Source organism: Streptomyces mayonensis, assembly GCF_018982965.1.
In the GTDB taxonomy this organism is placed as follows: Bacteria; Actinomycetota; Actinomycetes; order Streptomycetales; family Streptomycetaceae; genus Streptomyces; species Streptomyces mayonensis.
Genome location: NZ_JACBYP010000001.1, coordinates 181,280 through 203,863, shown reverse-complemented (window position 1 = coordinate 203,863; position 22,584 = coordinate 181,280). Strand labels below are relative to the sequence as shown.

Sequence of the window (22,584 nt, the reverse complement as noted above, 5' to 3'; positions counted from 1 at the left end):
CCGCTCCACTCTTCCGCCCGAGGCTCTGGACGCCTCGCTGATACCCCCGTCGTACGCCACGGAGCCCACTGGTGGCTCGTCAGCCCTGCGGGCGCACTTCGCGCCTCGGACAAGGACTTCACCGACGAACTCGATCGCCTCGCCGCCGACTTGCAGGCAGCCGACCGTGCCGTCGCCGCACTCCGCGGCATGCGACGCCCCATCCGCAAGGCACGGCCGTGACACCACTCGCTCACGCCGAACAGGCCGTCCTGGGCGCTCTCTTCCTGGACCCCCGCCAGCTCGAGCGGCTCTCCGACTGGTTGCGACCGGAACACTTCGATCGTCCTGTGCATGCGACGTTGTACGCCGCGATGCTCAAGCTCCGGACAGAAGAGCACCCCGCGACCGCCGAGAAGAGCACGGGCCCTGTACCACTCTCCTGGATCACCGACACCGTCCACGAGGCGAGCCTCCACACCCGGGGCCTGACCGCGGTCTATCCGCACCTGCTGGTGTCGGCGTGTCCGCGCTCCGAGCACGCCCCCATGTATGGCCGCATGGTGCTGGAGGGCGCCATCCACCGCAGCGTCGCGCAGCACGCCGATCGCCTGCATCGGGTCGCCCTGGCCGACCTGGAGGCCGGCACGGCCGACGAAACCGTGCACCAAACCCAAGTCCTGTCCCACGTGCTCGCCAAGATGGCCCGAACCTGGGGTACCGAAGCACGTCCTCTCCAGCCGACCGACGACCACCCCCTTCTCGCCCAATCGACGCCTCCGGTGACGGAACAGGTCCTTGCAGACGAGGAGTTCCTCCTGGGGTGCCTGGTCTCCCAGCCCGAGCAGCTGCTGGATTTGGTGCCATGGCTCCGCCCCACCGACTTCGCCGATCGAGGTCATCAGTACATCTACCGTGCGCTCGGTGCACTGCACCACCGGGGCGAGCCGATCGACCAGCTCACCGTGCTGTGGGAAGCCCAGCGCCGCGGAGCACTGACCGACGGGACGCTGGATACCGAGCGGGTCCTGCGTATCTGCGATCCCCTCGCACCTGGCGGCCCCGCCGCGCACTACGGCGAACAGGTCGTGACCGCTTCACTCGCCCGTACCGCCGCCACGGCAGCGCAGCAGGTGCGAGAGCTCGCCAGCCAGGACGCATTGGCGCCGGGGCAGTTGATCAACTACGCGCTGTACGCTCTCGGCCCGCTCGACGACGCACGCCGCCGCCACCGCATGGCGAGTGGTACCGAGCCCGACCCGTCGCACTCCGGCCGACAGGACACTTCGCCTTCTCGGACGGAAGCAGCACGTTCTCGCAGTCGGTCCCATCGTTCCGGCAGTCAGAGGTCGAGGCCTGCCGCAGACGTCCCACCGAACCCTCCACGCCCCACCCGCCGGAGCCCGTCATGACCGCTTGCAGCGACGGTCCGCCGGGGCCACTGATCGGCGCGCCTGTTCCGGCTACGGCGGCCTGGACCTCGGTGTCCAGGCCGTCCTCGGCGGCGCTCTCGCCTGGCACGCCGAGCTCGATCCTGGGCCTGCCCGGATCCTGTCGCGGCACTGGCCCACCGTGCCCAACCTCGGTGACGTCACCACGGTGAACTGGACGGACGTTCCGGAGGTGTGCGTCCTGACAGCCGGCTTCCCCTGTCAAAGGCGTCTCGGTCGCCGGCCGTCGGGCCGGACTGGCTAATGGCACCCGGTCCGGCCTGTGGTTGCACGTCGTCCGTGCCATCGAAGCCCTCAATCCCTGTCTGGTGGTCATCGAGAATGTCCGGGGACTCCTCTCCTCCCCCGCCGGTTCCCCTGGCGACGTGGAACCCTGCCCGTGGTGTCTGGGAGACACCACGGGTCAGCCTGCTGTGCGCGCACTCGGTGCCGTACTCGGCTCCCTGGCCGACATCGGGTTCGATGCGCGATGGTGTGTGCTTCGCGCCTCCGACGTCGGCGCCCCGCACCGCCGCGAACGGGTCTTCCTCGCCGCCTGGCCTGCCGGACACGGGGCCGCTGTTGAAGACACCAACGAGCAACTTGGCGACGAACGGTGGCAGCCAGCACCCGACGCTACGAAAACAGGGCGGCCACGGGCCGAACCTGGCGGACGAGGTGGAGTGGCTCCTGTCCACCCCGAAAGCCTCCGATGGAACGAAGGAGTTGCCGAACCGGCTGCATGGAAATGGGGACTTGAACGCGCCGCCGTCGGCAGCCTCGCTACGAACCACGACACCTTCCACGCCCTCCACACACGCGTCGAACCCCGGCCCGGCGGATGGTGCCGGATTTCCGACAGGGACGCCCACCCTGTTCGGGCCGGACAGTCACAGAGCTGGGGATCGTACGCGGCGGCCATCGCCCGCTGGGAACACATCACGCGGCCGGCGCCCCGCCCCACCGACGCAGCCGGCCGGCTCAGCCCGCAGTTCGTGGAGTGGATGCAAGGGCTCGAGGCAGGTTGGGTGACTGCCACTCCAGGGCTGGGCCGACCGGCCCAGCTCGCAGCACTGGGCAACGGGGTTGTGCCGCAGCAAGCCTCATACGCCCTGCGCCACTTGGCGCCTTCACTCGCCGCCTGCCGACACCAGAGCCCGACGTGATCCCGGGTCCGTACACCAGCATCCCGGCCGAGCCAAACCCAGCTTTCCACGGACCATCACCACCCCGAACACTCGATCTTGCAGAGGGGTAGTGATGGCTGAGCCCGCTCAGGAACACGAGCCGGTACGCGTGCCCGACCACGACCTGAACGATCTGGTCGCCACCGTCACGCGACTGGTCGCGGAGAGCCGGAAACAGAGTGACACGCTTGCCCGTCTCATCGACGAGGCAGCCGCCGAGCACCCTACCGGCCTGCCTGGTGTGTCGGGTCCGGCAGACGCGAACACGTCTGCAGGACCCGGCGCCCCACACGAGGGTCCGACTTCGATCTTCATCCTGGCGCTCGACGGCAAGGCCTACGACGAAGAACTCACCGCGCTGACACGGTGGGTCCATCACCTGCTGATCCCCGTGTACGGGCGGGAAATCAGCACCTCACGCCCCTGGTGCCGACAGTGGCAAGAACACCCCGAGGCCGTCGCCCGCCTTCACGCCCTGTGGCTCGCCTGGCAGCAGCTCACCGACATCGAGGCCGGCCTGGCCGGCCCGCAGACGTGGCACCGCGACCATCTCGATCCGACACTCATTCAACTCCGCGCACCCGATGGCCCGTTCGGTGCATGCACCACCAGCGCGGCACGCCCCCATCATCGACTCCTGGCCGCGCCCGACGTGGACCTGGTGGCCTGACGTGGACGACGGCTTCTACGAGAGCCTCGAGCACGACTACCGGCTCACCGGCTTCCAGGCCGCCACGAAAGACACCGAGGACCATTTCGTCCGGGCCACGATCTCCGACGACATGTTCGTGCCGATGGCCGACCATCACAGCGCCGACGGACTCGACAGCTACCTACTCTTCTACGACCGGGCAGCCATCTGGGACGCTCCCGGACAGGCCGAGTTCGTCGCCCTGCACATCACCCGGACTCCCGAGCAGTCCACCTTCGACTTCGCCACCCAGCGCGCTCCCGTGGTGCCCCTCGCCCAGTACTGGCTCATCCAGCGGGGCTGCCCACCAGAAGCCACCCTGCCAACGCGCAACCACGGCCCCCGGCCGGCCGACGCACTCACCTCCCGACTCGAAGACCTCCTCCGAACCAACCCGGAGAACCGATACGAGGTACTCGACCACTGCACCGACAACCCGGGCACCTTCGACTTCGGCACCGAAGTCCGCACGCTGATCTACGACCACCACCCCGACTCGGCGACTGCTCCGTACCGGTTGTTCCTCGAAGAGGCCGACAAGAACTTCCAGATGTACACGATGCGCGAAGGTGCCTTCGCCACAGCGGAGGCGGCCGACACCTGGGCAATGCCCCGCAGCGCTCCGCTGCCTCAGCCCCCTGAACCGCCCAGCCGCACCACACCGAGGGCCCATGCCGCGCGGGCACGCTCCGCCGGCCCAGGCCCTAAGCACCTTGCCGTGCCACCTGCTCCTGTGGCGGCACCCCGTACTCCCCCGTCCACGAGTCCTCACCCGCATGGAGGCATGCGGTGAAGGCGGCCCGTTTCGCGTTCGCCGCACACCCGGAAGCGCTCGCCGACCTGCGCCACGTCCCGGACCACATCCGCGACCTCGCCCTTTTGGAACTGCAGCACCTGGTCCACGGCAACGAACGCGGCGCACCCCTCACTCGCGAACTGGCGGGCTGCCACAAGGTCTACGTCGACCCGGAAACCCGCTGGCGGCTGGTCATCCAATTCCGAGACGCCCCCGCCACCTCCCAACACCGGCGCGAGATCTACCTCTTGGCCGTCGGTGAACGCCAAGACCACACCGCATATCGCCTGGCCAGCCAACGCTTGGATCACGATCGCTCTGCTGTTCCAACGGACCGGAGCCGCTCGGAGGTAGCCCGCGCCCGATCCGCTCACATAGCGGCGGCCAAGCAGCCACCCGCCGCACCGACCGCTCCCCCGCGGACTTCTACCACCACGTCCACGCGCCGCGTGCTCTGAGTCACCCTGCCCCGGCCTCGCGGCCCTCCGGCCCAAGCCGTGCACACGCTCAGGCATCCCTCTCTGGAGGACCTCACGTCCACACTCGATCTCGACGCCCTCACCCCCGACACCCCTGTCCTCGTCGCCCCGCTCTACCTCGCAGGCCCCGGCTCCCGCGCCCCGGTCCTCGACGTCCTGGACGACGCACCCGGCTGGACACAGACCGTCCCGTTCGACAACAGGGACACGTACTTCACCAGCCCCTGCCAGCGCGTACGGATCGCGAACACCGCCGACAGCTACTTCGGCGGCTGGACCATCACGTACGCAGAGGATCCACTCGGCGTCCCTGACTGGATCACCACCTTCGACCGGAACACCCCACAAGAGATCGTCGCCGGCTTCGCCTCGGCACTCGTGGACAGCCTGCCCAGCAATTTTCGCGACTACTTCAGCGACGGCCCGCACTACACCGGTGACAGCCACGAGAGTGTCTTCCGCCGCCACAGTTGGGAGCTCGTACGCGGTAGCCGGCCCTACTGGAACATCTCCCCGGATGGGCACGCCGGTGTCCGCACCCGCAGCGGTTGGACCCACGAGTACGACGAACTAGTCTCCCCTGCCAAATCCATGTGGCGACTCTCCGCCGGCGTCGAGCCTCGCCTCACGCCCAGCTGGCGGGCGTACCTCACTCGCACGACACTCCCGCACCTACGGGCTGCCGCCGCGAACGTCATCACCAGCACCGACGCCGTCGTACGCCGCGTCGAGGAAATCCCCGAACTCCACCGTGACCTGGTGCACGTACGCGTACCAGGAACGCAGCCCACCACTCCCCTCAGCCAGATGGCCTTGGCCCGCAGCCCCCACACTGCGCAGGCACATACACCAGCAACCGCCCCTACCCCGACAAAGCCCGCCCCTCAGCACGGCCGATCCCGCCGTCAGCGCTGATGCACCCCCGGATACCACTATGTCCCCACACGCCTTCGACGGCGACACCCTCGTTTCCCCCGTCTACCTCGCTGGCTCCATGCACACAGGCGATCCAGCCCTCCAGCCACTGCTCAACTGCGGATTCGTCCTCGCTGGTGACGAGTACGGGAACGTCTACGTCAACTCCCCTGACCAACGCTTCCGGCTCGGCTACATGCCTGAAGGCCCGGACTACACTCTCTGGAAGATCACTGCTCAACGGTCCCCGTTCGCCGAGCCGGAGTGGATGACTACCTTCGACACCCCCACCCCCACCGAGCTGGTCACCGCCTTTACCTCGGCGCTCGCCGACCGCTATCAAGACGATCCGACCGCGGCGCTCTTCGGTCCGAGCAGTCCATCCCAGGAGGGGTGGCTCCCGCTACAGAAAGCCGGATGGCGGCACGGCAGCACGCGTCCGTCCACGTTTTTCACCGCACCCGACGGGCTGGCCGGCCTCAGCCACTCGGGGCGGCTTGTGCCTCGTCAGGAGGAGCTTCGTGGTGAACGGCAACGTTGGCTGCTGTGGGGCGGCGAGGACGGCTACCTGGAACGCTGGTACGCCACCTTCACCTCCGGCGTCCCGACATCGCTCATCGCCGCAACAACCAAACGTCTCGCCGACCAAGACCCAGTGCTCCGCTGCGAACGCGACGTGCCTCCCCGCAACCGCTCTGTCGCCCAAATGCGTCCCCTTCCGCCGCCCACACCAACCCCTTTGGACGTGCAACGCGTTGCTGCTGCCCGAGCCCACTCCCTAGGACATCGGCGCGCAGCCGTTCACACCGTGGCACCGAGCCCCAGCTACCACTCGCCTGCACACATCCACGGTCAGCGCGGTGGCCTCGGGCATAACTCCAGGGGCGATCGATCCGGCCTCCGTTGAGTCGATGCGAGCCACCTCGACGCGCGCAGTTCACTCACGGCAGACATGCATTGGGGCTCAGAAATGGCGACCTACTTCTCGGGGATGTCAACGTACGACTGATTACAAAGCCGCAGGTCAATTGGGGGCCAGGAACTTCCGCGCCCCCTTCATCTGCTGCCTGCTCCCCAGCTCAGGAGGCTCTCTTGCCGAAGTCCCTAACCGTCGGTCAACTGCTCCAGCAACTCCAGCTCCTTGATCCGGACCTCCCCGTCTACCTAGCCATCAATCCCGATTGGCCGTTCACCCACCACACCGGCCGCGTCATCGAGGAACGACACGCATCCGGTGCGGGAGCCGTGTACCTCGCCGAGAACGGCCAAGCCGGAGTGTTGTCGCCGAATATCCGCAGGCAGCTCGACTGGGCCCAGGTGTGAATCGCAGGTTCGAAGACGAAGCGGCGCGGGAGCACACAGTGCGCTGGTCGGCGCGTCTCACACCGTGCCGCTCCGTCCTTGATTCGCTGTCTATCGGATGGGGCGGATCATCACGGTCAACCTCGGTGAGGCCGGAGAAGGCTGGCTGTGGCCGATGTCCTCGTACCCCCACGACCGGTACAGGGCGTGCACCTTCCCGTCCCCCGCCGCCTCGTTGACCATGAGCGTGACGTACGGCTCCTCCCGACCGGCCAGGAGCTCGTCGTGGATGCGGCGCGAGACCCCCGTGCCTCGCCAGCCCGGTCGCACGCCGATCTCCTTGAGGGCGATCGCGGCCCGCGCCGTGTACCGCTCGCTAGGAGGCGGGCTGGTGCGCTGCCAGTAGCGGTCGCCGTCCTCGATCCGGTTGCCGTAGGCGTAGCCCACCGGGTGAGCGTCCTCGTAGGCAAGCACGGCCTTGAAGCCCGGTTCCGTGCCGTGTCGGTCCAGGCGCTCCCCGAAGGACGTGACGGCGTAGTTCGGCAGGTGCAGCAGCGGAGCACGTGCTTCGGCGTACACCTCGAGCAAGGCACCGCGTGTGGCCTCCAGTTCGGTGAATGTCCGGAGTTCAATGGCGGGTACCAAAGTCATACCGATGGCCTCCTGCAGTCGTGTACTCGGTCCAGGAGATGGGTGGTGCGGTGCGTGAAAGGCACTGCATACGATCCGAGGAGCACCGACCTGCCCCTTGGAGGACTTTATGGCCGAGAGCATCACGGTTCGTGACGCCCAACCAGCCGACGTCGAATGGATGAGCGACAACACCGAGGGCTGGAAGGTCACGAACAAAGCTCGCGACTCTGGCACGTCCCTCGAAGAGGCGTTTCACGCCCTGGTGGCCGAGCGTTCCGATGGAACACCAGCGGGCTGGCTGCACTCCATCCAGCGAAGCGGAGGCTTCTCTGAGCCCGGCTTCGTGGCACTCTACGAACTCCACGTCTCCCCTGACTTCAGGCGTCAGGGCATCGCACGGGCCTTGATCGACGAGCTGTTCAGGCGCGTGCCCGATCAAGAGATCGTGCTCTCCGCCTGGGATCGCGACCTGTACGAAGCATGGCTAAGGCTCGGCTTCATCTACGTAGCCGATCCAAGCGACAACCCGGAGTACCGCGCGTACTACGGCGACATGGTTCGCCCGCCGACGACGGCTTGACCGCTCATTCCTTCGTAATCCAGTAGTCGGCGAGCATCTCTCCTGGCCACTTCGGTTCCCGGATCGCGTCGCGCGGCCCCATCTCCTGGAAGTAGGGGGACAGGTCATAGATCTTCGTACCCACGACTGCATCGAGATCGGATACGTGCAGCCGCAGGCCCTCTACCTTCAGCAGCTTCGGAAAGGACTGGGCGAGTTGGTTGGGGCGCCGGTGGTTGCGATGGGCGAAAGTGCCGGTTGCCGGCCAGTCCGGGTTCCCGCGCGGGCTGCGCGCGTGGTACTCGACGTCGCTGGGAGCCGCCTGGTTGAAGTGCCAGACGACGACCAGGTGAGAGAACTCTTCCAGACCCTGCACGGAGTCGAGGGGGAATTCGTTCTCGTCGAGCTGGATGACCGACTCAATGCCGCCCCAGTAGTCGTCGGCGACCTCGGTGCGTCCTGCGACGACCTCACCAATCGGCTTGATCTCCAACGTCACGTTCCTGCCCTTCCCTCGATCAGTGCCGCTGCTGCTGGTCAATCTACTTCGGCCAGGTAGGAGGCCGCACGGGCGTCGACAGCGCCCACTGCGGGGATGCCGCGCTTGCGGTAGGGGGTCAACAAGCGCCTCATGTCGACGACCGTTTGCCTTGCTCGGCCGGAGTAGATGCCACCTTCCATGGCGTCCAGGACCCGGGTCCACGTGGAACAGGCTTCCTCGACACTTCCCTGCGCGATCTGCGTTGCCCCCATATATCCCAGCGTGACCGCGTGCGTGCGCCGAAACTCGGATCCACGCGTACGCACTGACTGCCTGAACTGCCGTACCGCGCGCTGGACATCGCCGAGGTCCCGGAGTGTGCAGGCAGTCTCATGCGCCAGCGACGCCTCCCCGAAGAAGAAGGTCCGGTCCGGTTCCTGCACCCCCTCATGGGCGTTCGACAGGTCGTCCTCGGCGCGGAGCAGAGCCTGCGCGGCTTCCTGCTTGCGGCCGTTCGCCGCGAGCGTCCGTGCGTGAACGACACCGAGCAGTGCGCGCTCCCGAGGGGTCGCAGAGAGGTATCGCTGGCCACGCACCGATGTCTGCGCGATCTGCATGGCTTCGCTCCGGAACCCCAGATCGAGTGCCTGGTGTGCCATGGCGCGCAGGATGTGCCCGGTCAGCGGTGCGTCACCTGAGCGCGCGGCCAGCTTCACTGCTGTGTTGAAGCGGCGAAGTGCGATCGCATGCTCGCTGTTATCGAAGGCCATCCATCCCGACACATAGACGAGTTCGGCCGAAGCCGAGTACATCGCACGACGAGTCTCGTCGCTCGTGAACCGCCCTCGTAGGAAGTCGAGCGCTTCGTGCTGCAAGTAGGAGTCGACGGCACGGCGACCCTGACCTCCTCCACGCCGCTGGTCCATGCGCGAGAACGCCAAGGTCAGCTCACGCACAGTTTCGACGTCGCCGTGCCCTACTCGTCTGCCCAGTGCTTTTTCTTCACTCGGCGGTTGATTCATGGCAGTCCACCATGACTCGTCCGGAAGGATCAGGGCCGCTGCGGAGTACACGCCTCCCGCAAGCAAACGACGCCTGTCAGCGTCCACGCCACTCCCCAAGTCGTTCAGCGCGATCAATGGATCGACGCGCCAGTCCAGCGCCTCCTGCGCTGGTGAGGTGGGAACTGCGAACCCGGCTTCTTGCGGCGTGATCTCACGCTTCAGTCGACGGGACAGCGCCTCGCACAAGATAGCGGGCGCGACCCCGGAGGGCTGGGCACCGCCCACCCACATGCTCACGTGGGTGCGTGTGATCTTGGAGTTCTCACGGACTTCGCCGTTCAATGTCTCAGCCGCGACCCGGTTGTACGCCGTAGCTGCCATGGCGCGTGACCAGGCAGCTTCTTCCAGCAGCGCGACCAGCCGCTCGTTCCTCTCGCGCGCCATCTTGTCGCCCCCGCACTCCGAACGATCTTTTACCACCTTGACCAAGCGGTATGCGCCGATGGCCATGGAGTTCACCGTAACCATCAACTTCCGCCAGATGCATGCCACATGACAGAAGGCCACCCGTCCAAGCGGCGGCCTGGGCGATTACGCGACTGCTCTTCCTTCAGGGGGACCGCACGCCTTCGTCGGGCGATTACCCAAGTGACAGAACCAGCCGGAGGCGATCAGGCGGCCATCGGATGGGGGCCACGCATCGAAGTTGATCTTTTACCACCTTGACCACCCGCGGCTCCTTGACCCCATAGCGATCGCGTTGGTTACGCGGTTCGCTAACGGAAGCCCGACACCGACATGCAGGAGCACCCCACATGCACTCCTCCACTGGCAGCAGCGCCGGCGTCGCCTTGTCGCGTTCGCCGGGCACCGCAGTGCCGCGTTTGGCGATCACGGTCACGGGATGTATGAGGCACCGCGATCTCGCCGTCGGTCCGGGGAGGTCTCGATGACCGCTGCGCCAGCCTTTGCTCCCTCTCAGCGTTCCTTCGAGGTGTCGTTCGAACCCGCCCCGGCTTTCGTCAGCCCGTGCCGCCGCATCACCACTGCATCCTTGCGGCGCTGGGGCGTCCCCGAAGCGGTCATCGACAACGTCGTCCTCGTCGTGTCCGAACTGGTGACGAACGCCATCGAGCACGGTGGATCCAACACGGCATTGCGTGTGTGCCTGAACGACGGCGAACTGCGCATCGAGGTAGCTGACGGCAATCAGTCTCCCGCCACACTCCAAGACCCTGCTGATGACGACGAATCCGGGCGCGGCCTGTACCTCGTTGCCCTACTGGCGGAGCTGTGGGGCACCAACGACGCAGGTGCCACAACCTGGTGCACCCTCAGACTTCCATCGGAGGACGCCTGATGGCCACCACCAGCGCATGGCCAACGCGCGCGCCACTCCCTCCGCGCGAACCTGACTTGAACAGGATCATCCTCGCGCTCGCCCGCTCACTTGCCGAGGACGGCCTGAGCGACAGCGTCTACGACGCGCTGAACGACGTTCTGGACGGACTCGAGGGCTTCGCCCCCGAGCAACTCCTACAGATCACCAACAAGTTCCGCAGCGCGGTCCGACAGCTTGTCCACACCGCCCCGCTCCGGACGCTCGTCTACCCGGCCGACGAGATCGCTCTCCTGAAAACGTTGCACGAGGAGCACCCCGACCTCGACGGCGCACTGTCGTACGTACGGCGCTTCGCCGTCGCGATCAGCGCACTCCTCGACAAAATGGAAGACGAATGATGCGCTCCCCCACCACCAACCCCCGGCACCGGAAGCCGCCTCCACCCGCCTTCCGCGGTCGGTCGTACCGCCCCAGCGCTGAGACCTTCCCCTGCTATATCGCTCTATCTCTGATCGCGACGTACGCACGTCACCGTCCCATGCCACCCATGAGTCATGTCGCGGCCGCTGAAGAACTCCGGTTCGCAGCCCAGTGCCATCAGCTCGCCGATGTCCGCCTAGGTGACCAGTCATGACGACGATGATGTACGCGGCCTCCGACAAGGTCGAGGTGTTCACTCTCATCGAGACCCCCGGGGGCGGGCGCCTGACGGCTGAGCTACCCGACCGGGAGGCCGCTGTCGACATGCTCAAGCGGTTCACCGACTACGGGACGGTCGCCGCCCGAGACCTGAGCTTGCACTGCAGCGCGCTCCCGAACGATCTCGCGGCCGTCGGCAGTGCGCGGTCCACCTTCGCGGAAGCGGCACGTCTACTTGCCGTGCCCCGCTCGCCGCCAAACGCCCCGCCTCACGTCGCGGCCCGCCGACCCCAAAACCTGGCTCGGATCGTCCGGTCTATGAACCGGGCCACCGCCCTCGTCAGCGAGGAAGGTGTCCGTCTGCGTGCCACAAGGCTGCGCAGATAGCTCCCGGACTGGAACTCCTCTCCCGGCCAACGGCCGTGCGCAGCAGTGCTGCCGGAAAGGAGTTGGCGCGATACCGCGCCCCGGCCGCGCACTCTGTGGGGGAGATGACGGTCGGCCAGCACCACCCGGCAGCCGGGCCCGAGAAGGGGCCAGCGCCGGATGAACGTGTGGGGAGGAGCTGCCCCCGTCAGCGCCTCCCCACACACCCCGCACAACAACATCCGCTCAACGCTCGGTGCACCAGCGCCGAGAAGGAGAAGCCCGTGGACAAGGCCCGCAGCACCGAAGCAGAGCAGAAGCTGCGCGACGACATGGTGCAGGACCTCATCGCGGTCGGAGCCGCCCGCAGCCCCCACGTTGTGGCCGCCTTCCGTACCGTCCCCCGCCACCTGGCCACGCCCGACGTGGAAATCGCCAAGGCGTACGAGGCCGAGAACGCGACGATCACCAAGACCGACGAGCACGGCGTGCACGTCAGCTCCGTGTCCGCACCCCGCATCCAGGCCATGCAGATCGAACAGGCGCAGATCGAGCCCGGCATGAAGGTCCTGGAGATCGGTTCCGGCGGCCCCAACGCCGCCTACCTCGCCGAGATGGTCGGCGACAGCGGCCACATCGTCACGATGGACATCGACCCGGACGTGACCGACCGCGCCACCCGCTTCCTGTCCGAGACCGGCTACAACAACGTCACCGTCGTCACCGGCGACGCCGAGCACGGGTCCCCCGAACACGCCCCGTACGACCGGATCGTCGTCACAGTGCAGGCCGCCGACATCCCGCCCGCGTGGACGGCACAGCTCAAGGACGCCGGGCGCCTCGTCGTACCGCTGCGGATGCGCGGCATGACCCGCACCGTGGCTTTCGTCCGCGACGGCGACTGCCTCACCAGCGACGGGTATGAGCTGTGCGGCTTCGTGCCGATGCGCGGCGTCGGCGCCAACCGGATGCAGCTCGCCGCCCTGCACGAGGCGCCGGGCGAGAACATCGCCCTGCGCGTGGACGGACACCCCGAGCCCGACACCGCAGCCCTGTCCGAGGCGTTGAAGACGGAGCGGGCCGCGGTCTGGTCCGGGGTGACGCTGGGCGGGCACGAGTCCAACGAGCACCTGGACTTGTGGCTGACGAGCGCGCTCGTCAATCTGCCGCTCATGGCCGCCGACCCCGGCGCACGCACGAACGGGCTGGTCGCCTCCGCCTCCCCGCTAGGCATCCCCACCCTCGTGGACGGTGACAGCTTCGCGTATCGCACGGTCCGCGCCACCGACGATCCCGACCGCTTCGAGCTCGGCGCGATCGGCCACGGCCCCGACCGGGAAAAGGCCGCCGCGCGCCTGGCCGAGGAGATCCGCGCCTGGGACCGCGACCATCGCGGCGACCGGGCTCACATCGAGGTCCATCCGGCAGGCACGCCGGACGACGAGCTTCCCGCCGGCAGCCGCTGCATCGAGCGGCCGCACTCGCGGGTCACCATCTCCTGGCCGTAAAGAAGGGCGCCCGCGGCCAGGTTGCCCTGCAAGTCCCCCAACCTCCAAGGAGGAACGATGGCACCGCACATCACCCTGACCACCGGCCCCGTCCTGAAGGCGGCGACCGACTACAGCACCGACAGCGACTTCGACCTGAACATCGAGACGGTCGCGTCGGCGCCGGTGCTCGGCTCCCTGCTCAACGACACGGGCGACGGCTGCACCTCGACGTGCAAGTCCGCCTGCTCGAACAGCACCTGCATCGCCTGACCTGCGCCAACGCAGGTAGTTGAACGGTGATTGGGGAGCGGGCAGTTCCGCCCGCCCCCCAATCCATGCGCTGCGAAGGAGTCCCGATGTACCAGCACATTGACGCGAGCATGCTGAGGGCGTCGGTGTTTCCGCTCTCTGACGCGGCACCGCCGTGGCCCGGCATCAACGCCCCCATCGACCAAGTCCACGCCTGGATGGAACGCGTCTGGGCCGACGCCCCGCGCGCCGACGCCATCCGCCACGCCGCGCCTGTGCTCGCCATCACCGTGCAGGCCACTCTCGACGGCACCGAACGGCGCCCTGCACGCGTCCGTAGGGCGAGCCGTGCCCTGGCCCGCTACCTGCTGCGCATGCAGCACCGTGCCACCCCCTTCGGGCTGTTCGCCGGAGCGGCCCCGGCCCGCATCGGACACCGGGCACATGTGAGCTGGGACCGCGAGCATCGCGCATCCGCGTCCGTCGATGCTGTCTGGCTGCACGACATCACCACACTGTTGGAAGCCGACCCGGCCGTTCTGGAACAACTCACGGTCGTTGCTGACTCCACCGCCGTCGTACGCGGCACGCAGATCATCGTCCGGCACCAGCCCGGCGACGACGGGCCAATCGACACGAGCCTGCGCCGCACCCGCGCCGCGGAGAAGGTTCTCGACCTCGCCCGCTCCGCCATCCTGGTCCGTGACCTGGTCGACAAGCTGTCCAGCGACTACCCCCAGACCCACCGCCCGACCATCATGCAGATGGTCCGGGAACTGGTCGCGCACCGCGTTCTGTTGACGAGCCTTCGCGCGCCCACGACGTGCACGGACGCCCTCGGCCACCTGGTCTCCCGCCTTGATGACGTCGACGCCGCCCCGATCGGCGCGCTTCGGGACCTTCACCGTCTGCTGGAGCGCCACAACCAGGCTCCCAGCGCGGAGCAGCCAGGCTTGCGCGCCGAGGCCGTCGCAGCCATGAGGGCCCTCGCCGGGAACGACGGGCGGCACCTCGGCGTCAACATCCGTCCGGACTGCGACGTCGTCGTACCCCGCCAGGTCGCCCACGAGGCCGAACGCGCACTGCACGTCATGGCCCGCATCTCGCCTTTCCCGAAGGGCTCGCCTGCCTGGCGGGACTACCGCAGCCGGTTCCTGGAGCGCTACAGCATGGGCGCGGTCGTGCCCGTCCGTGAGCTCACCGACCCCGACACCGGCCTGGGCTTCCCTGTCGGCTACCGCGGCACCGTCCTCAAGCGGCCCGTCCTCGCCACCACCCGCCGGGACGAACACCTCCTCGCGCTAGTCCAGGACGCAGGCCTCACCGGGCAACGCGAGATCGTCCTCACCGGGCGAGACATTGAGGCTTTGTCCGTGGGCGAGCCCGCACAGGTTCCCGCTCACGCCGAAATGTGCTTCAGCGTCCTCGCGCAGGACACCCGCGCCCTCACGCAAGGCCGCTTCCTGTTGTCCGCCGCCGGGCTGTCGGTCACCGCCGGCACCCTCACCGGCCGCTTCTGGCCCACCATGGAGCCGGGCGACCAACAGCGGATGAGTGCCGAGTACCTGCGCCTGCCCACGCTCACCGAGGGCGCCATACGGGCCCAGGTGTCCGCGCCCCCGCTCAAGCACGCCACCCTCAACGTCAGCCGCGCGCCCCGCGCCGCGGCCCCCGAAGAACTTGCGGTCGGGGAGCACAACACCGACACCACCCTCGACCTCAACGACCTGGGTGTGATCGCCGACTTCGAACGTCTCTGCCTGGTCTCCCTGTCCACGGGGCAGGCCATCGAGGCGTCCGTGCTGCACGCCGCCGAACTCAGCAACGCCACTCACCCCCTGGTGCGGTTCCTGTGCGAGGTGTCCCGTTCCCACACCGCGATCCTCGCCCCCTTCGTCTGGGGCGCCGCCGCACAATTGCCGTTCCTGCCCGAGGTGCGCTACGGCCGCACGATCCTGTCTCCCGCCTGCTGGCGACTGAGCGTCCGCGACCTCGGAGACCCGGAGCACTGGCGGGAGAACTTCGCCAACTGGCGTGTGCGCTATGGCGTTCCGAGCGCGGTGTCCGTCGGCTCCGACGACCAGCAACTGCACTTGGACCTCGACCTGACCGGCCACCAGGACCTGCTCCGGGCGGAACTCAACCGGCACGGCGCGACGACCTTGCACGAGCGGCCCGACGAGAGCGCCTTCGGCTGGATCGGCCACGCGCACGAGCTGACCATGGCGTTTGCCGCCACCCAGGAACCGGCCCCGGAGCCCCGGCGCGGCACGGTGCGCACCCTCGATGCTGAGCGCCTGCCCGGCGCCGACACGTGGGCATACCTGAAGGTGTACGGCAGCACCGACCGCACCCCGGAAGTGCTGACCGGTCATCTGCCCCGCCTCCTCGGCGAGCTGGACACGGCGCACCGGGCCTGGTTCATCCGGTACGCCGACCCCGACCCGCACTTGCGTATCCGGCTGCACCTGCCGTCCGCAGACACCTTCGGCCGTGCAGCCCACACGGTCGCTGCGTGGGCCGCAGAACTGCGCGAGGAGGGCATGATCCAGCGCATCCAGTGGGACACCGACCAGCCGGAAACCGGCCGCTACGGCACCGGTGCGGCGCTGGACGCCGCGCAGGTGTACTTCGCCACCGACTCGACGGCTGCCCTGGCACAAATGCGCCTCGGCCTGTCGGCCGACCTGCAGCCCGCCGTGACCGCAGCCTCCTTCGTGGACATCGCCGCCGGCTTCCTTGGCAGTTGCGAGGCCGCCCACACCTGGCTCGCCCACCATCTCGCGCGCAGTGAAGGCACGATGGCGCCCCGCGACGTCCAAGCCCTCGCTCTGCGCCTCACCGAGGAAGACCATTCCGGCCGCGCACTGGCCGATGTCGCAGGCGGTGACGAGGTACGGCGCGTGTGGCAGCGGCGCCGTGAAGCCATCGATCGCTACCACCAGGCCCTCACCGACTGCGGGGCCGATCCGTCCGGCGTCCTGCCGTCCCTGCTGCACATGCACCACAACCGCGTCGCCGGAATCGACAGCGATGCCGAAGCCGTCTGCCGGCGCCTGACCCGAGCCGCGGCCCTGTCCTGGACGTCCCGAAGGCAAGGAGCCACCTCGTGACCACCGCCCCGCCCGCCAAGACCGAACTGTCCACCCGGCAGTCCATCGCCCACGGGCCCCTCGGCACCGTGCTGCTGGCCATTGAGTCGGCACGGCGCGAGCGCGGCACGTGGCAAGACGCGCACCAAGCCCTGCAAGACGTCAGCGGCCCGCTCATCTCCGGCGACGACGCCAACCTCTTCCTCGGCGCACCCGCTATGGCCTACGCCCTGCACCTGGCCGCCGACGGAACCGACCGTTACACCGGCGCCCTCGCCACGCTCGACAACGTCGTCGCCGAGCACGCCAAGCAGCGCACTGCGGCCGCGCACGCACGCATCGACGCCGGACACTGCACCACCTTCGCCGAGTACGACCTGTTCCGCGGCCTGACCGGCATCGGCGCCCTCCTACTGCTGCGCCATCCCGAAAGCCCGGCACTGCGCGAAGTCCTGGAGTACCTGGTCCGGCTGACCGAACCCCTGACCGTCCACGGCACGGAACGGCTCGGATGGTGGGTGGAGCACTCCCCGGGCAGTGACAAGACGGCCACCCCCGGCGGCCACGCGAACGCCGGACTCGCCCACGGCATCACCGGCCCCCTCGCCCTGCTCGCCTTAGCAATGCGTGCGGGCGTCACCGTGGACGGCCACGAGAGCGCCATCCGGCGCATCTGCCGGTGGCTCGATGAGATCCGCATCATCAACTTCGCAGGACTGCGCTGGCCCCGCTGGCTCACCACGAACGGGCCCGCACCCACGAACCCCATCATCGCGCCCTCATGGTGCTACGGCACGCCGGGACAGGTCCGCGCGCAGCAGCTCGCCGCGATCGTCCTGGGCGACGATGCCCGCAAGCGGATCGCCGAAAGGTCTCTGCGCTCCTGCCTCATCGACCCCGTCCAACTCGACACGATCACCGACCGGGGCCTCTGTCACGGATTCGGCGGGCTCCTGCGGACCGTGCAACGCGTTGCCCAGGACGCCGACCAGCCCGACCAATTCACCGGCCACATCGCCCTATTGACACACCGGTTCATGACGGCCCCCGCCCCTACCGAGGGCGGGTTCCTGGAAGGCCGTGCCGGGGCTGCGCTCGCCTTCCAGGACGCCGAATCCGGCACCGAGCCCGAAGGGCGGTGGGATGCATGCCTGTTGCTGGTGTGAGACCAGTGCACCGCATCGAGGACTCAGTCCTGGCCGTGCTCGGCGGCGCGCCCCTCCAGGACAGCGCCCGCCATGCCGGTGTCACCGCCGCGTTCCTGCGCAGCGCGATCGACCGGTACAGGGCCGCAGGCCGGGCCGCGTTGGATATCGAGCCGACGCGGTGGCAGCAGGCCGAGATCCGGTTCGCCGACTACCCCACCGCCCACCGCTCCTTCCGCTCTCACCTCCTCCCGGCGCTGCAGGCCGGGCCCGTCGCCTCCTGGTGGTTCGTACGCAAGAACCCCCACTGGCGGCTGCGGTTCCACACCGCCGATGGTGCGACCGCCGAGGACGCCGTCGCCTGCGTCACCGACGCTCTCGACAGCTCCCGCTCCTGGGGAGTGACCACCGGCTGGCGCTACACACCGTACGAGCCGGAAGCTATCGCGTTCGGCGGACCGGAAGGGATGGACCTCGCGCACGCACTGTTCCACACCGACAGCGTCGGCGTACTCGACTACCTGCACACAGAACCCGACAGCCGAAAGGGGTGGGACGCCAAGGCCGTCTCCCTGATGGGCATGGCACTCATGCTGCGGGCCGCCCGCTTGGAGTGGGGCGAACAGGGCGACGTCTGGGGCCGGGTGGAACAACACCGCCCCCTGCCCGACGATGTGGACCCAGAGCAGGTAAACGCCATGACCGCCCCCATGCGACGCCTCCTCCTCACCGACGCCCGCCCCCTGATTGAATCTGGGTCCCTTGTCTTCGTGCAGCCCTGGTTCGAAGGGCTAGAAGGCAGGGGGCGGGCACTGGCAAATGCCACGGTGAACGGGACACTCAAGATCGGCAAGCGTGCCGTCCTCGCCCGTCACGTCCTGTTCCACTGGAACAGGATGGGGTTCACCTTGCGCCAACAGGCCATCTGGGCGCGGGCTGCACGGGAGGCCGTGCTGGGGCGATGACGTTCAATCGCCGCTCCAGGCATTCAGTGCCGGAGCCGAGTGGGGCCCGCAGGGAACATCTGACAGGCCTCATCGACGACCAGTGCCGCAATGCCGCGGACCTCGCACTCAGGGTCAATGCGCTCGTCGAAATGGTGGGGCCGCTGCCTCTCCGCGACCCCACCATCGACGGCCAGGGGTTCGGACCGGCGAAACTTCTCCGCTCCATCGCACTGTGGATATCAGCGTTCGAAGCCGCTGACTGCGTCCTGAATTCGGCACACGCCAGCAATGCGTCAGAACGCAGCAGCCTCCGCAGGACGCTGGCCTATCACGTGAACTTCCACTAGAGCCGCCATGGCCTGTCCACGGGAACTCAGAGCGCCTTGGAGCTCACTGGACGCGCCGTCGTCCTCGAGCAGCCGGCTAGTGCAGGCACATGTATACCTCGCGGTACACGTACGAACCGGAGACCCAGCCCGTGACACCGGTAGCCTTGTCCGTTATGTAGTGCCAGTTGCCGTGGGTCTTGTGAACGGTGAACTTGTGGCCCTTGTAGAGCACACCGCGCGCCGAGGAGTTGCTGGTCGCGTGGGCTCGGATGGTCACGGCCTTCGCTTGGACGGTCCATGGGCCACGACGGTCGCAGTCGCCACCGGGAGACGGCGAGACCGTGGGGTGGGACGGTGCGGCAATCGCGGTCGTCGCGGAGACGGCGGGGGCTGCGAGCGCCCCGAGGATGGCAACGGAGGCGGCAAATCGGGAAGTGCGCATGCGGAATCGACCTCTGCGTAGAGATGAGAGCTTGCCTAAGCAGCCGCAGGCGGTTGCCGTGCGGACTACGGGCAAGAATCCGGAGGATCCGCGGTTTCTCTTGACCGGTGAATGCGTGATAGCTTCCCCCGCTTTCGGCTTTGAGCAGCGGCGTCTGAGCTGGCTCAGCCGGAGAATGCTGACCAGATCACTGGCTTGCAGCCGCTGACAACGTCCTGTCGTGCTGGCTACGTCCAGGCCGCGCCCGCAGGGCCGGGATGCGCATCGATTCGCCGCTCCCACGACCGACTGGATCACGATGCCCGTTCCGGAGTTGCTGGGGCGTCCGCGTGACAGTCCCTGCTACCGAAAGGCGTGGGCTAAATGAAGGATGCAGGCAACCATCGACGCAGCGACCCACGCCGCGTACCCCCGGCCATCCTCGGCGAATACGCCGACACCGTCCGCCTGCACCTCTGCGTCCCCGAGGAGTTCAGCTGCAGTTCGGTATCTCCTTCAGCAGCGACGATCAGTCGTCACCGATGCATGGCGTCATACATTGGGAGCGTCCCGCTGCAGCAAAGCTGCCAGCCTGCACGACACCCCTGACGTTCTCGACGAGCAATAGCGGTTCTGGGCCGACTCAATCCCCGCGTTGACCAGTCTGGATGAGAGTGGGGTTCCTCCGCTGGGACGAGACCACGAAGGCAGAGAAGCGGGGGACGCGCTTCTCCAACCACGCCGGGCGCCCAGCATGTCCACTGGTGGTTCGTACACCCCGCCCGCGTCCGGCTAACCACGCCGAGATCCTCAAGGAGGATATCTTGAGCACTCACATCGCTCCCCAAGTATTCGTAAGAATTCCTTGAAGGCACAGGACTGGGTGACTACACGGGACGCGGCTCGGTGAAGTACGTACCAGCAAGGGAGCCGTCATAGCCCATGGCCTGCGCACCTGCCTCCAGGCTTGGATGACTCCGGCCACCAACGTCAATCATGGCTTCGTAGTCCGCGCGGGTCAGCTCGGGCTCAACCCATTCGTGGGCGCAGCGGCAGCGAATGCGGATGGTGCTGCGGTCGCAGATGACCATCCAGTCACGTCGCGCTCCGCAGTTCGAGCACATCACCGGGATGCCCGTGACGCGGATTTCCTCGGGGTGGTTGGTGGCACGCAGGCGGATGATGCCGTCCCCGAGTTTGGGCTCCTGCCGCAGGCGCAGCAGCAGATCCTCGGGGCCGGTATCGGGCGACGCAGCTGGTCTGGGTGTCTGGATGTTCTCGCTGAGCATGGGCCTTGCTCTCCTCGTTCTCTTGTTGACCAGCCGTAACAGGTTTTGACCGACGCAGTCCAGCCCTTTGGTGTGCCGTCAGTTCCGGTGCCCGGGACGGCGGGGATGCGCTGTGTCAGGACGCTGCGTTGCGGTCCTCATCGGGACGTCGGTGAAGTGCAACGGTGCGGATGGTTGCGCACGGGGCGCCGCCGTAGGTGGTGGCGTTGGCGTGGCGGGCAAGTGGGCGATGCGGCGCAGGCGCCACACGAGGACGTCGGAAACGCTGTCAGCTGTGACCAGCTCACGCCATTCAGCGGCTTGGCGGAGGAGTTCCTCTGCGTGATGACCTGCCTGTTCGGCCTGTTCCAACGTGGCGGCGAGGGCGCCCCAACCGGGCTCGCGGCGAACGGAGTCGACGTGTTCGGGCAGGGCCTCCTCGACGGTGCGTGCATAGCGGTCTCGTTGGGACGTGGGGAGTTGACGACCACGTTCCCGCATCACGGACATGGGCGTGGTGGCGGCAATGCGGCAGGCGGCGCGGAGATGCTCGGCGGCCTGACGGGCGGCGGCGGCTTGCTGGGCGTGGCCGCGGGCCGAATGCCAGCGCATCGCGGCGACGGTGGCGAGGACCAGAGTGGACAAGAGCATCGCGGTGGTGCCGCCGTCTTCGCCCTTTCCGAGGGCGTTGCCCGCGTGGATGATGCCGCGTGCGGCTGCGCGCAGGGCTCGATGGTCCGCGTGTTCGGCGCGGATGTGGGAGCGGGTTGCTCGTTCGAAGGCGCGGGCGGCTTTGGCGAGTTCCTCGCGCGTTGGGGTGGATGCCGTCTGGGCGACGGCGTCCAGGAGCGTGCCGACTCCGACGAGGTGTGCCGCCCCGCTGGCGCCCTCTTGGCCGGCGAGTTGAGTGACGGCCTCCTCAACGACAGGCGTAGCAACATGGCGAGCATGTGCTGGACCGTCGACGAGGTCCGCTGCCGAGGACAAGTCCTCTTCACCCACACCGTCCTGCAGCCGTCGGCGGATCTGCGGCAGCGAGAGGTCGGGCGCGAGACGCGAGCCTGGGAACCAGATCGGCTCTCCCATGCGATTGCGGTCACCTGGCAACGCGACCTTGTAGCCGAGGGCATCACCGGAAGGCGCGTGGCGAACTTCGAGGCGGAGTCCGGCCTCTGCAAGGCGATTGAAAAACTCGGCTTCGTCCGCGGCTCCAGCGAGTGCCTGGCGGACGCGTTCGCGGAGAGTCTCTCGAGCCGGTTCGGGGCGGCCGGTTCGTTCGGCCTTGGCACGTTCAGCGCTGGTGGGCCGCTGGGCAGCAGTGCGGTCGCCCTCGTTGAGATTTTGCAGGCCCCAGTCCTTCTCGATCTTGCGGCATTCCGCCTGAGCCCGGATGCCGTCCTGGTGACGCCGTGGGCTACGGCCGTCTTCGCGCTTGAGCGTGGCGACGATGTGGATGTGGTCCTCGGCGTGGCGGACGGCGACCCACCGGCAGGCTTTGTCGTCGCCGTACTCGGCGATGCCGGTGGCGTGGACGATGCGGCGGGCGACTTCGGACCACTCGTCGTCGCTGAGGTACCGGTCCCCGGGAGCGGTGCGGACGGGGCAGTGCCAGACGTGCCGGGCCGGACGCCGATCTTCACGTACTGCGAGGACCGGAAGGTCCAGCGCGTCGGCGAGTTGTTTCAATGTGGCAGCTGATTCTCGTCCGGGATCGGGGGCGAGTTCCGGCATCCAGGCGGTCACAAGGTGCGGGTCGATGTGTTCGTCTCGGCGGCCTGGGCCGTAGAGATAGGCGAGGAGGCCGTACGTACGGCCTCCGGTGGAGATGTCTGGGACCACC

Annotated in this window: 25 protein-coding genes; 19 read left to right on the top strand and 6 right to left on the bottom strand. The window is 67.8% G+C overall.

From position 1 onward, the window contains the following. Nucleotides 1-218 precede the first annotated feature (218 nt). From HZS56_RS00915 to HZS56_RS00880, 9 genes are all read left to right on the top strand, one after another. Nucleotides 219-1,391: a DnaB-like helicase N-terminal domain-containing protein gene (locus HZS56_RS00915; RefSeq protein WP_216718666.1), complete on the top strand. Its 1,173-nt coding sequence runs from the start codon at nucleotides 219-221 to the stop codon at nucleotides 1,389-1,391. Between the two features lie 4 nt (nucleotides 1,392-1,395). Continuing rightward, on the top strand, nucleotides 1,396-1,674 hold the full coding sequence (locus tag HZS56_RS37920) for a DNA cytosine methyltransferase (RefSeq protein WP_253913487.1): 279 nt from the start codon (nucleotides 1,396-1,398) through the stop codon (nucleotides 1,672-1,674). Nucleotides 1,675-1,696: 22 nt separating this feature from the next. Beyond that, nucleotides 1,697-2,575: a DNA cytosine methyltransferase gene (locus HZS56_RS37915; protein ID WP_374201044.1), complete on the top strand. Its 879-nt coding sequence runs from the start codon at nucleotides 1,697-1,699 to the stop codon at nucleotides 2,573-2,575. 94 nt (nucleotides 2,576-2,669) lie between these two features. Then, a complete protein-coding gene (locus HZS56_RS00905) occupies nucleotides 2,670-3,266 on the top strand; it encodes a DUF4913 domain-containing protein (protein WP_216718665.1) in 597 nt (198 codons plus the stop codon). 1 nt (nucleotide 3,267) lies between these two features. Next, nucleotides 3,268-4,080 carry a hypothetical protein gene (locus HZS56_RS00900; protein WP_216718664.1) on the top strand — a complete coding sequence of 271 codons (813 nt, stop codon included), beginning with the start codon at nucleotides 3,268-3,270 and terminating at the stop codon, nucleotides 4,078-4,080. Further along, the gene (locus HZS56_RS00895; RefSeq protein ID WP_216718663.1) at nucleotides 4,077-4,541 is read left to right on the top strand and encodes a hypothetical protein; all 465 of its coding nucleotides are present in this window, start codon (nucleotides 4,077-4,079) and stop codon (nucleotides 4,539-4,541) included. The genes HZS56_RS00900 and HZS56_RS00895 overlap by 4 nt, the downstream gene beginning before the upstream one ends. A 39-nt stretch (nucleotides 4,542-4,580) precedes the next feature. Then, a complete protein-coding gene (locus tag HZS56_RS00890; RefSeq protein WP_216718662.1) occupies nucleotides 4,581-5,477 on the top strand; it encodes an SPDY domain-containing protein in 897 nt (298 codons plus the stop codon). A gap of 19 nt (nucleotides 5,478-5,496) precedes the next feature. Further along, complete coding sequence (locus HZS56_RS00885) at nucleotides 5,497-6,384, top strand: SPDY domain-containing protein (protein WP_216718661.1); 888 nt, start codon at nucleotides 5,497-5,499, stop codon at nucleotides 6,382-6,384. A 185-nt stretch (nucleotides 6,385-6,569) separates the two neighbouring features. Next, entirely contained in the window at nucleotides 6,570-6,800 is a 231-nt protein-coding gene (locus HZS56_RS00880; protein WP_216718660.1) for a hypothetical protein, read from the top strand. 90 nt (nucleotides 6,801-6,890) lie between these two features. On the opposite strand, the gene HZS56_RS00875 is transcribed toward HZS56_RS00880, so the two are convergent. Continuing rightward, on the bottom strand, nucleotides 6,891-7,430 hold the full coding sequence (locus tag HZS56_RS00875; protein WP_216718659.1) for a GNAT family N-acetyltransferase: 540 nt from the start codon (nucleotides 7,428-7,430) through the stop codon (nucleotides 6,891-6,893). Between the two features lie 109 nt (nucleotides 7,431-7,539). On the opposite strand from HZS56_RS00875, the gene HZS56_RS00870 reads away from it, so the two are divergent. Beyond that, complete coding sequence (locus HZS56_RS00870; protein WP_216718658.1) at nucleotides 7,540-7,992, top strand: GNAT family N-acetyltransferase; 453 nt, start codon at nucleotides 7,540-7,542, stop codon at nucleotides 7,990-7,992. Between the two features lie 4 nt (nucleotides 7,993-7,996). Here HZS56_RS00870 and HZS56_RS00865 read toward each other — a convergent pair whose 3' ends face one another. Together HZS56_RS00865 and HZS56_RS00860 are read right to left on the bottom strand one after the other, a co-directional pair. Continuing rightward, a complete protein-coding gene (locus HZS56_RS00865; protein WP_216718657.1) occupies nucleotides 7,997-8,470 on the bottom strand; it encodes a TrmO family methyltransferase domain-containing protein in 474 nt (157 codons plus the stop codon). Between the two features lie 38 nt (nucleotides 8,471-8,508). Continuing rightward, nucleotides 8,509-9,966, bottom strand: a complete 1,458-nt coding sequence (locus tag HZS56_RS00860) for an NsdA family TPR-like regulatory protein (protein WP_308407954.1) — start codon at nucleotides 9,964-9,966, stop codon at nucleotides 8,509-8,511. Nucleotides 9,967-10,405: 439 nt separating this feature from the next. On the opposite strand from HZS56_RS00860, the gene HZS56_RS00855 reads away from it, so the two are divergent. The 9 genes from HZS56_RS00855 to HZS56_RS00815 all read left to right on the top strand — a co-directional run bounded on the left by HZS56_RS00855 (nucleotide 10,406) and on the right by HZS56_RS00815 (nucleotide 19,073). Beyond that, complete coding sequence (locus tag HZS56_RS00855; RefSeq protein WP_216718656.1) at nucleotides 10,406-10,816, top strand: ATP-binding protein; 411 nt, start codon at nucleotides 10,406-10,408, stop codon at nucleotides 10,814-10,816. Between the two features lie 56 nt (nucleotides 10,817-10,872). After that, nucleotides 10,873-11,196 carry a hypothetical protein gene (locus HZS56_RS00850; protein ID WP_216718655.1) on the top strand — a complete coding sequence of 108 codons (324 nt, stop codon included), beginning with the start codon at nucleotides 10,873-10,875 and terminating at the stop codon, nucleotides 11,194-11,196. A 232-nt stretch (nucleotides 11,197-11,428) separates the two neighbouring features. Then, nucleotides 11,429-11,824: a hypothetical protein gene (locus HZS56_RS00845; protein WP_216718654.1), complete on the top strand. Its 396-nt coding sequence runs from the start codon at nucleotides 11,429-11,431 to the stop codon at nucleotides 11,822-11,824. 263 nt (nucleotides 11,825-12,087) lie between these two features. After that, the gene (gene fxlM / locus HZS56_RS00840) at nucleotides 12,088-13,311 is read left to right on the top strand and encodes a methyltransferase, FxLD system (RefSeq protein WP_308407953.1); all 1,224 of its coding nucleotides are present in this window, start codon (nucleotides 12,088-12,090) and stop codon (nucleotides 13,309-13,311) included. 57 nt (nucleotides 13,312-13,368) lie between these two features. Then, on the top strand, nucleotides 13,369-13,563 hold the full coding sequence (locus tag HZS56_RS00835) for an FxLD family lanthipeptide (RefSeq protein WP_216718652.1): 195 nt from the start codon (nucleotides 13,369-13,371) through the stop codon (nucleotides 13,561-13,563). 86 nt (nucleotides 13,564-13,649) lie between these two features. After that, entirely contained in the window at nucleotides 13,650-16,655 is a 3,006-nt protein-coding gene (locus HZS56_RS00830) for a lantibiotic dehydratase (RefSeq protein WP_253913486.1), read from the top strand. Further along, on the top strand, nucleotides 16,652-17,800 hold the full coding sequence (locus tag HZS56_RS00825) for a lanthionine synthetase C family protein (RefSeq protein ID WP_216718651.1): 1,149 nt from the start codon (nucleotides 16,652-16,654) through the stop codon (nucleotides 17,798-17,800). Before HZS56_RS00830 ends, HZS56_RS00825 begins: the two co-directional genes overlap by 4 nt. After that, nucleotides 17,797-18,744 (top strand): thiopeptide-type bacteriocin biosynthesis protein, encoded by a 948-nt coding sequence (locus HZS56_RS00820; protein WP_308407952.1) that lies wholly within the window; start codon nucleotides 17,797-17,799, stop codon nucleotides 18,742-18,744. Before HZS56_RS00825 ends, HZS56_RS00820 begins: the two co-directional genes overlap by 4 nt. Then, on the top strand, nucleotides 18,741-19,073 hold the full coding sequence (locus HZS56_RS00815; protein WP_216718649.1) for a hypothetical protein: 333 nt from the start codon (nucleotides 18,741-18,743) through the stop codon (nucleotides 19,071-19,073). The genes HZS56_RS00820 and HZS56_RS00815 overlap by 4 nt, the downstream gene beginning before the upstream one ends. Before the next feature lie 76 nt (nucleotides 19,074-19,149). Here HZS56_RS00815 and HZS56_RS38860 read toward each other — a convergent pair whose 3' ends face one another. The 3 genes from HZS56_RS38860 to HZS56_RS37910 all read right to left on the bottom strand — a co-directional run bounded on the left by HZS56_RS38860 (nucleotide 19,150) and on the right by HZS56_RS37910 (nucleotide 22,583). After that, nucleotides 19,150-19,332 carry an SH3 domain-containing protein gene (locus HZS56_RS38860; protein ID WP_308407951.1) on the bottom strand — a complete coding sequence of 61 codons (183 nt, stop codon included), beginning with the start codon at nucleotides 19,330-19,332 and terminating at the stop codon, nucleotides 19,150-19,152. A gap of 1,031 nt (nucleotides 19,333-20,363) precedes the next feature. After that, nucleotides 20,364-20,765, bottom strand: a complete 402-nt coding sequence (locus tag HZS56_RS00805) for a hypothetical protein (protein WP_216718647.1) — start codon at nucleotides 20,763-20,765, stop codon at nucleotides 20,364-20,366. Between the two features lie 78 nt (nucleotides 20,766-20,843). Further along, the gene (locus HZS56_RS37910) at nucleotides 20,844-22,583 is read right to left on the bottom strand and encodes a relaxase/mobilization nuclease domain-containing protein (protein WP_308407950.1); all 1,740 of its coding nucleotides are present in this window, start codon (nucleotides 22,581-22,583) and stop codon (nucleotides 20,844-20,846) included. Between the last annotated feature and the right edge of the window lies 1 nt (nucleotide 22,584).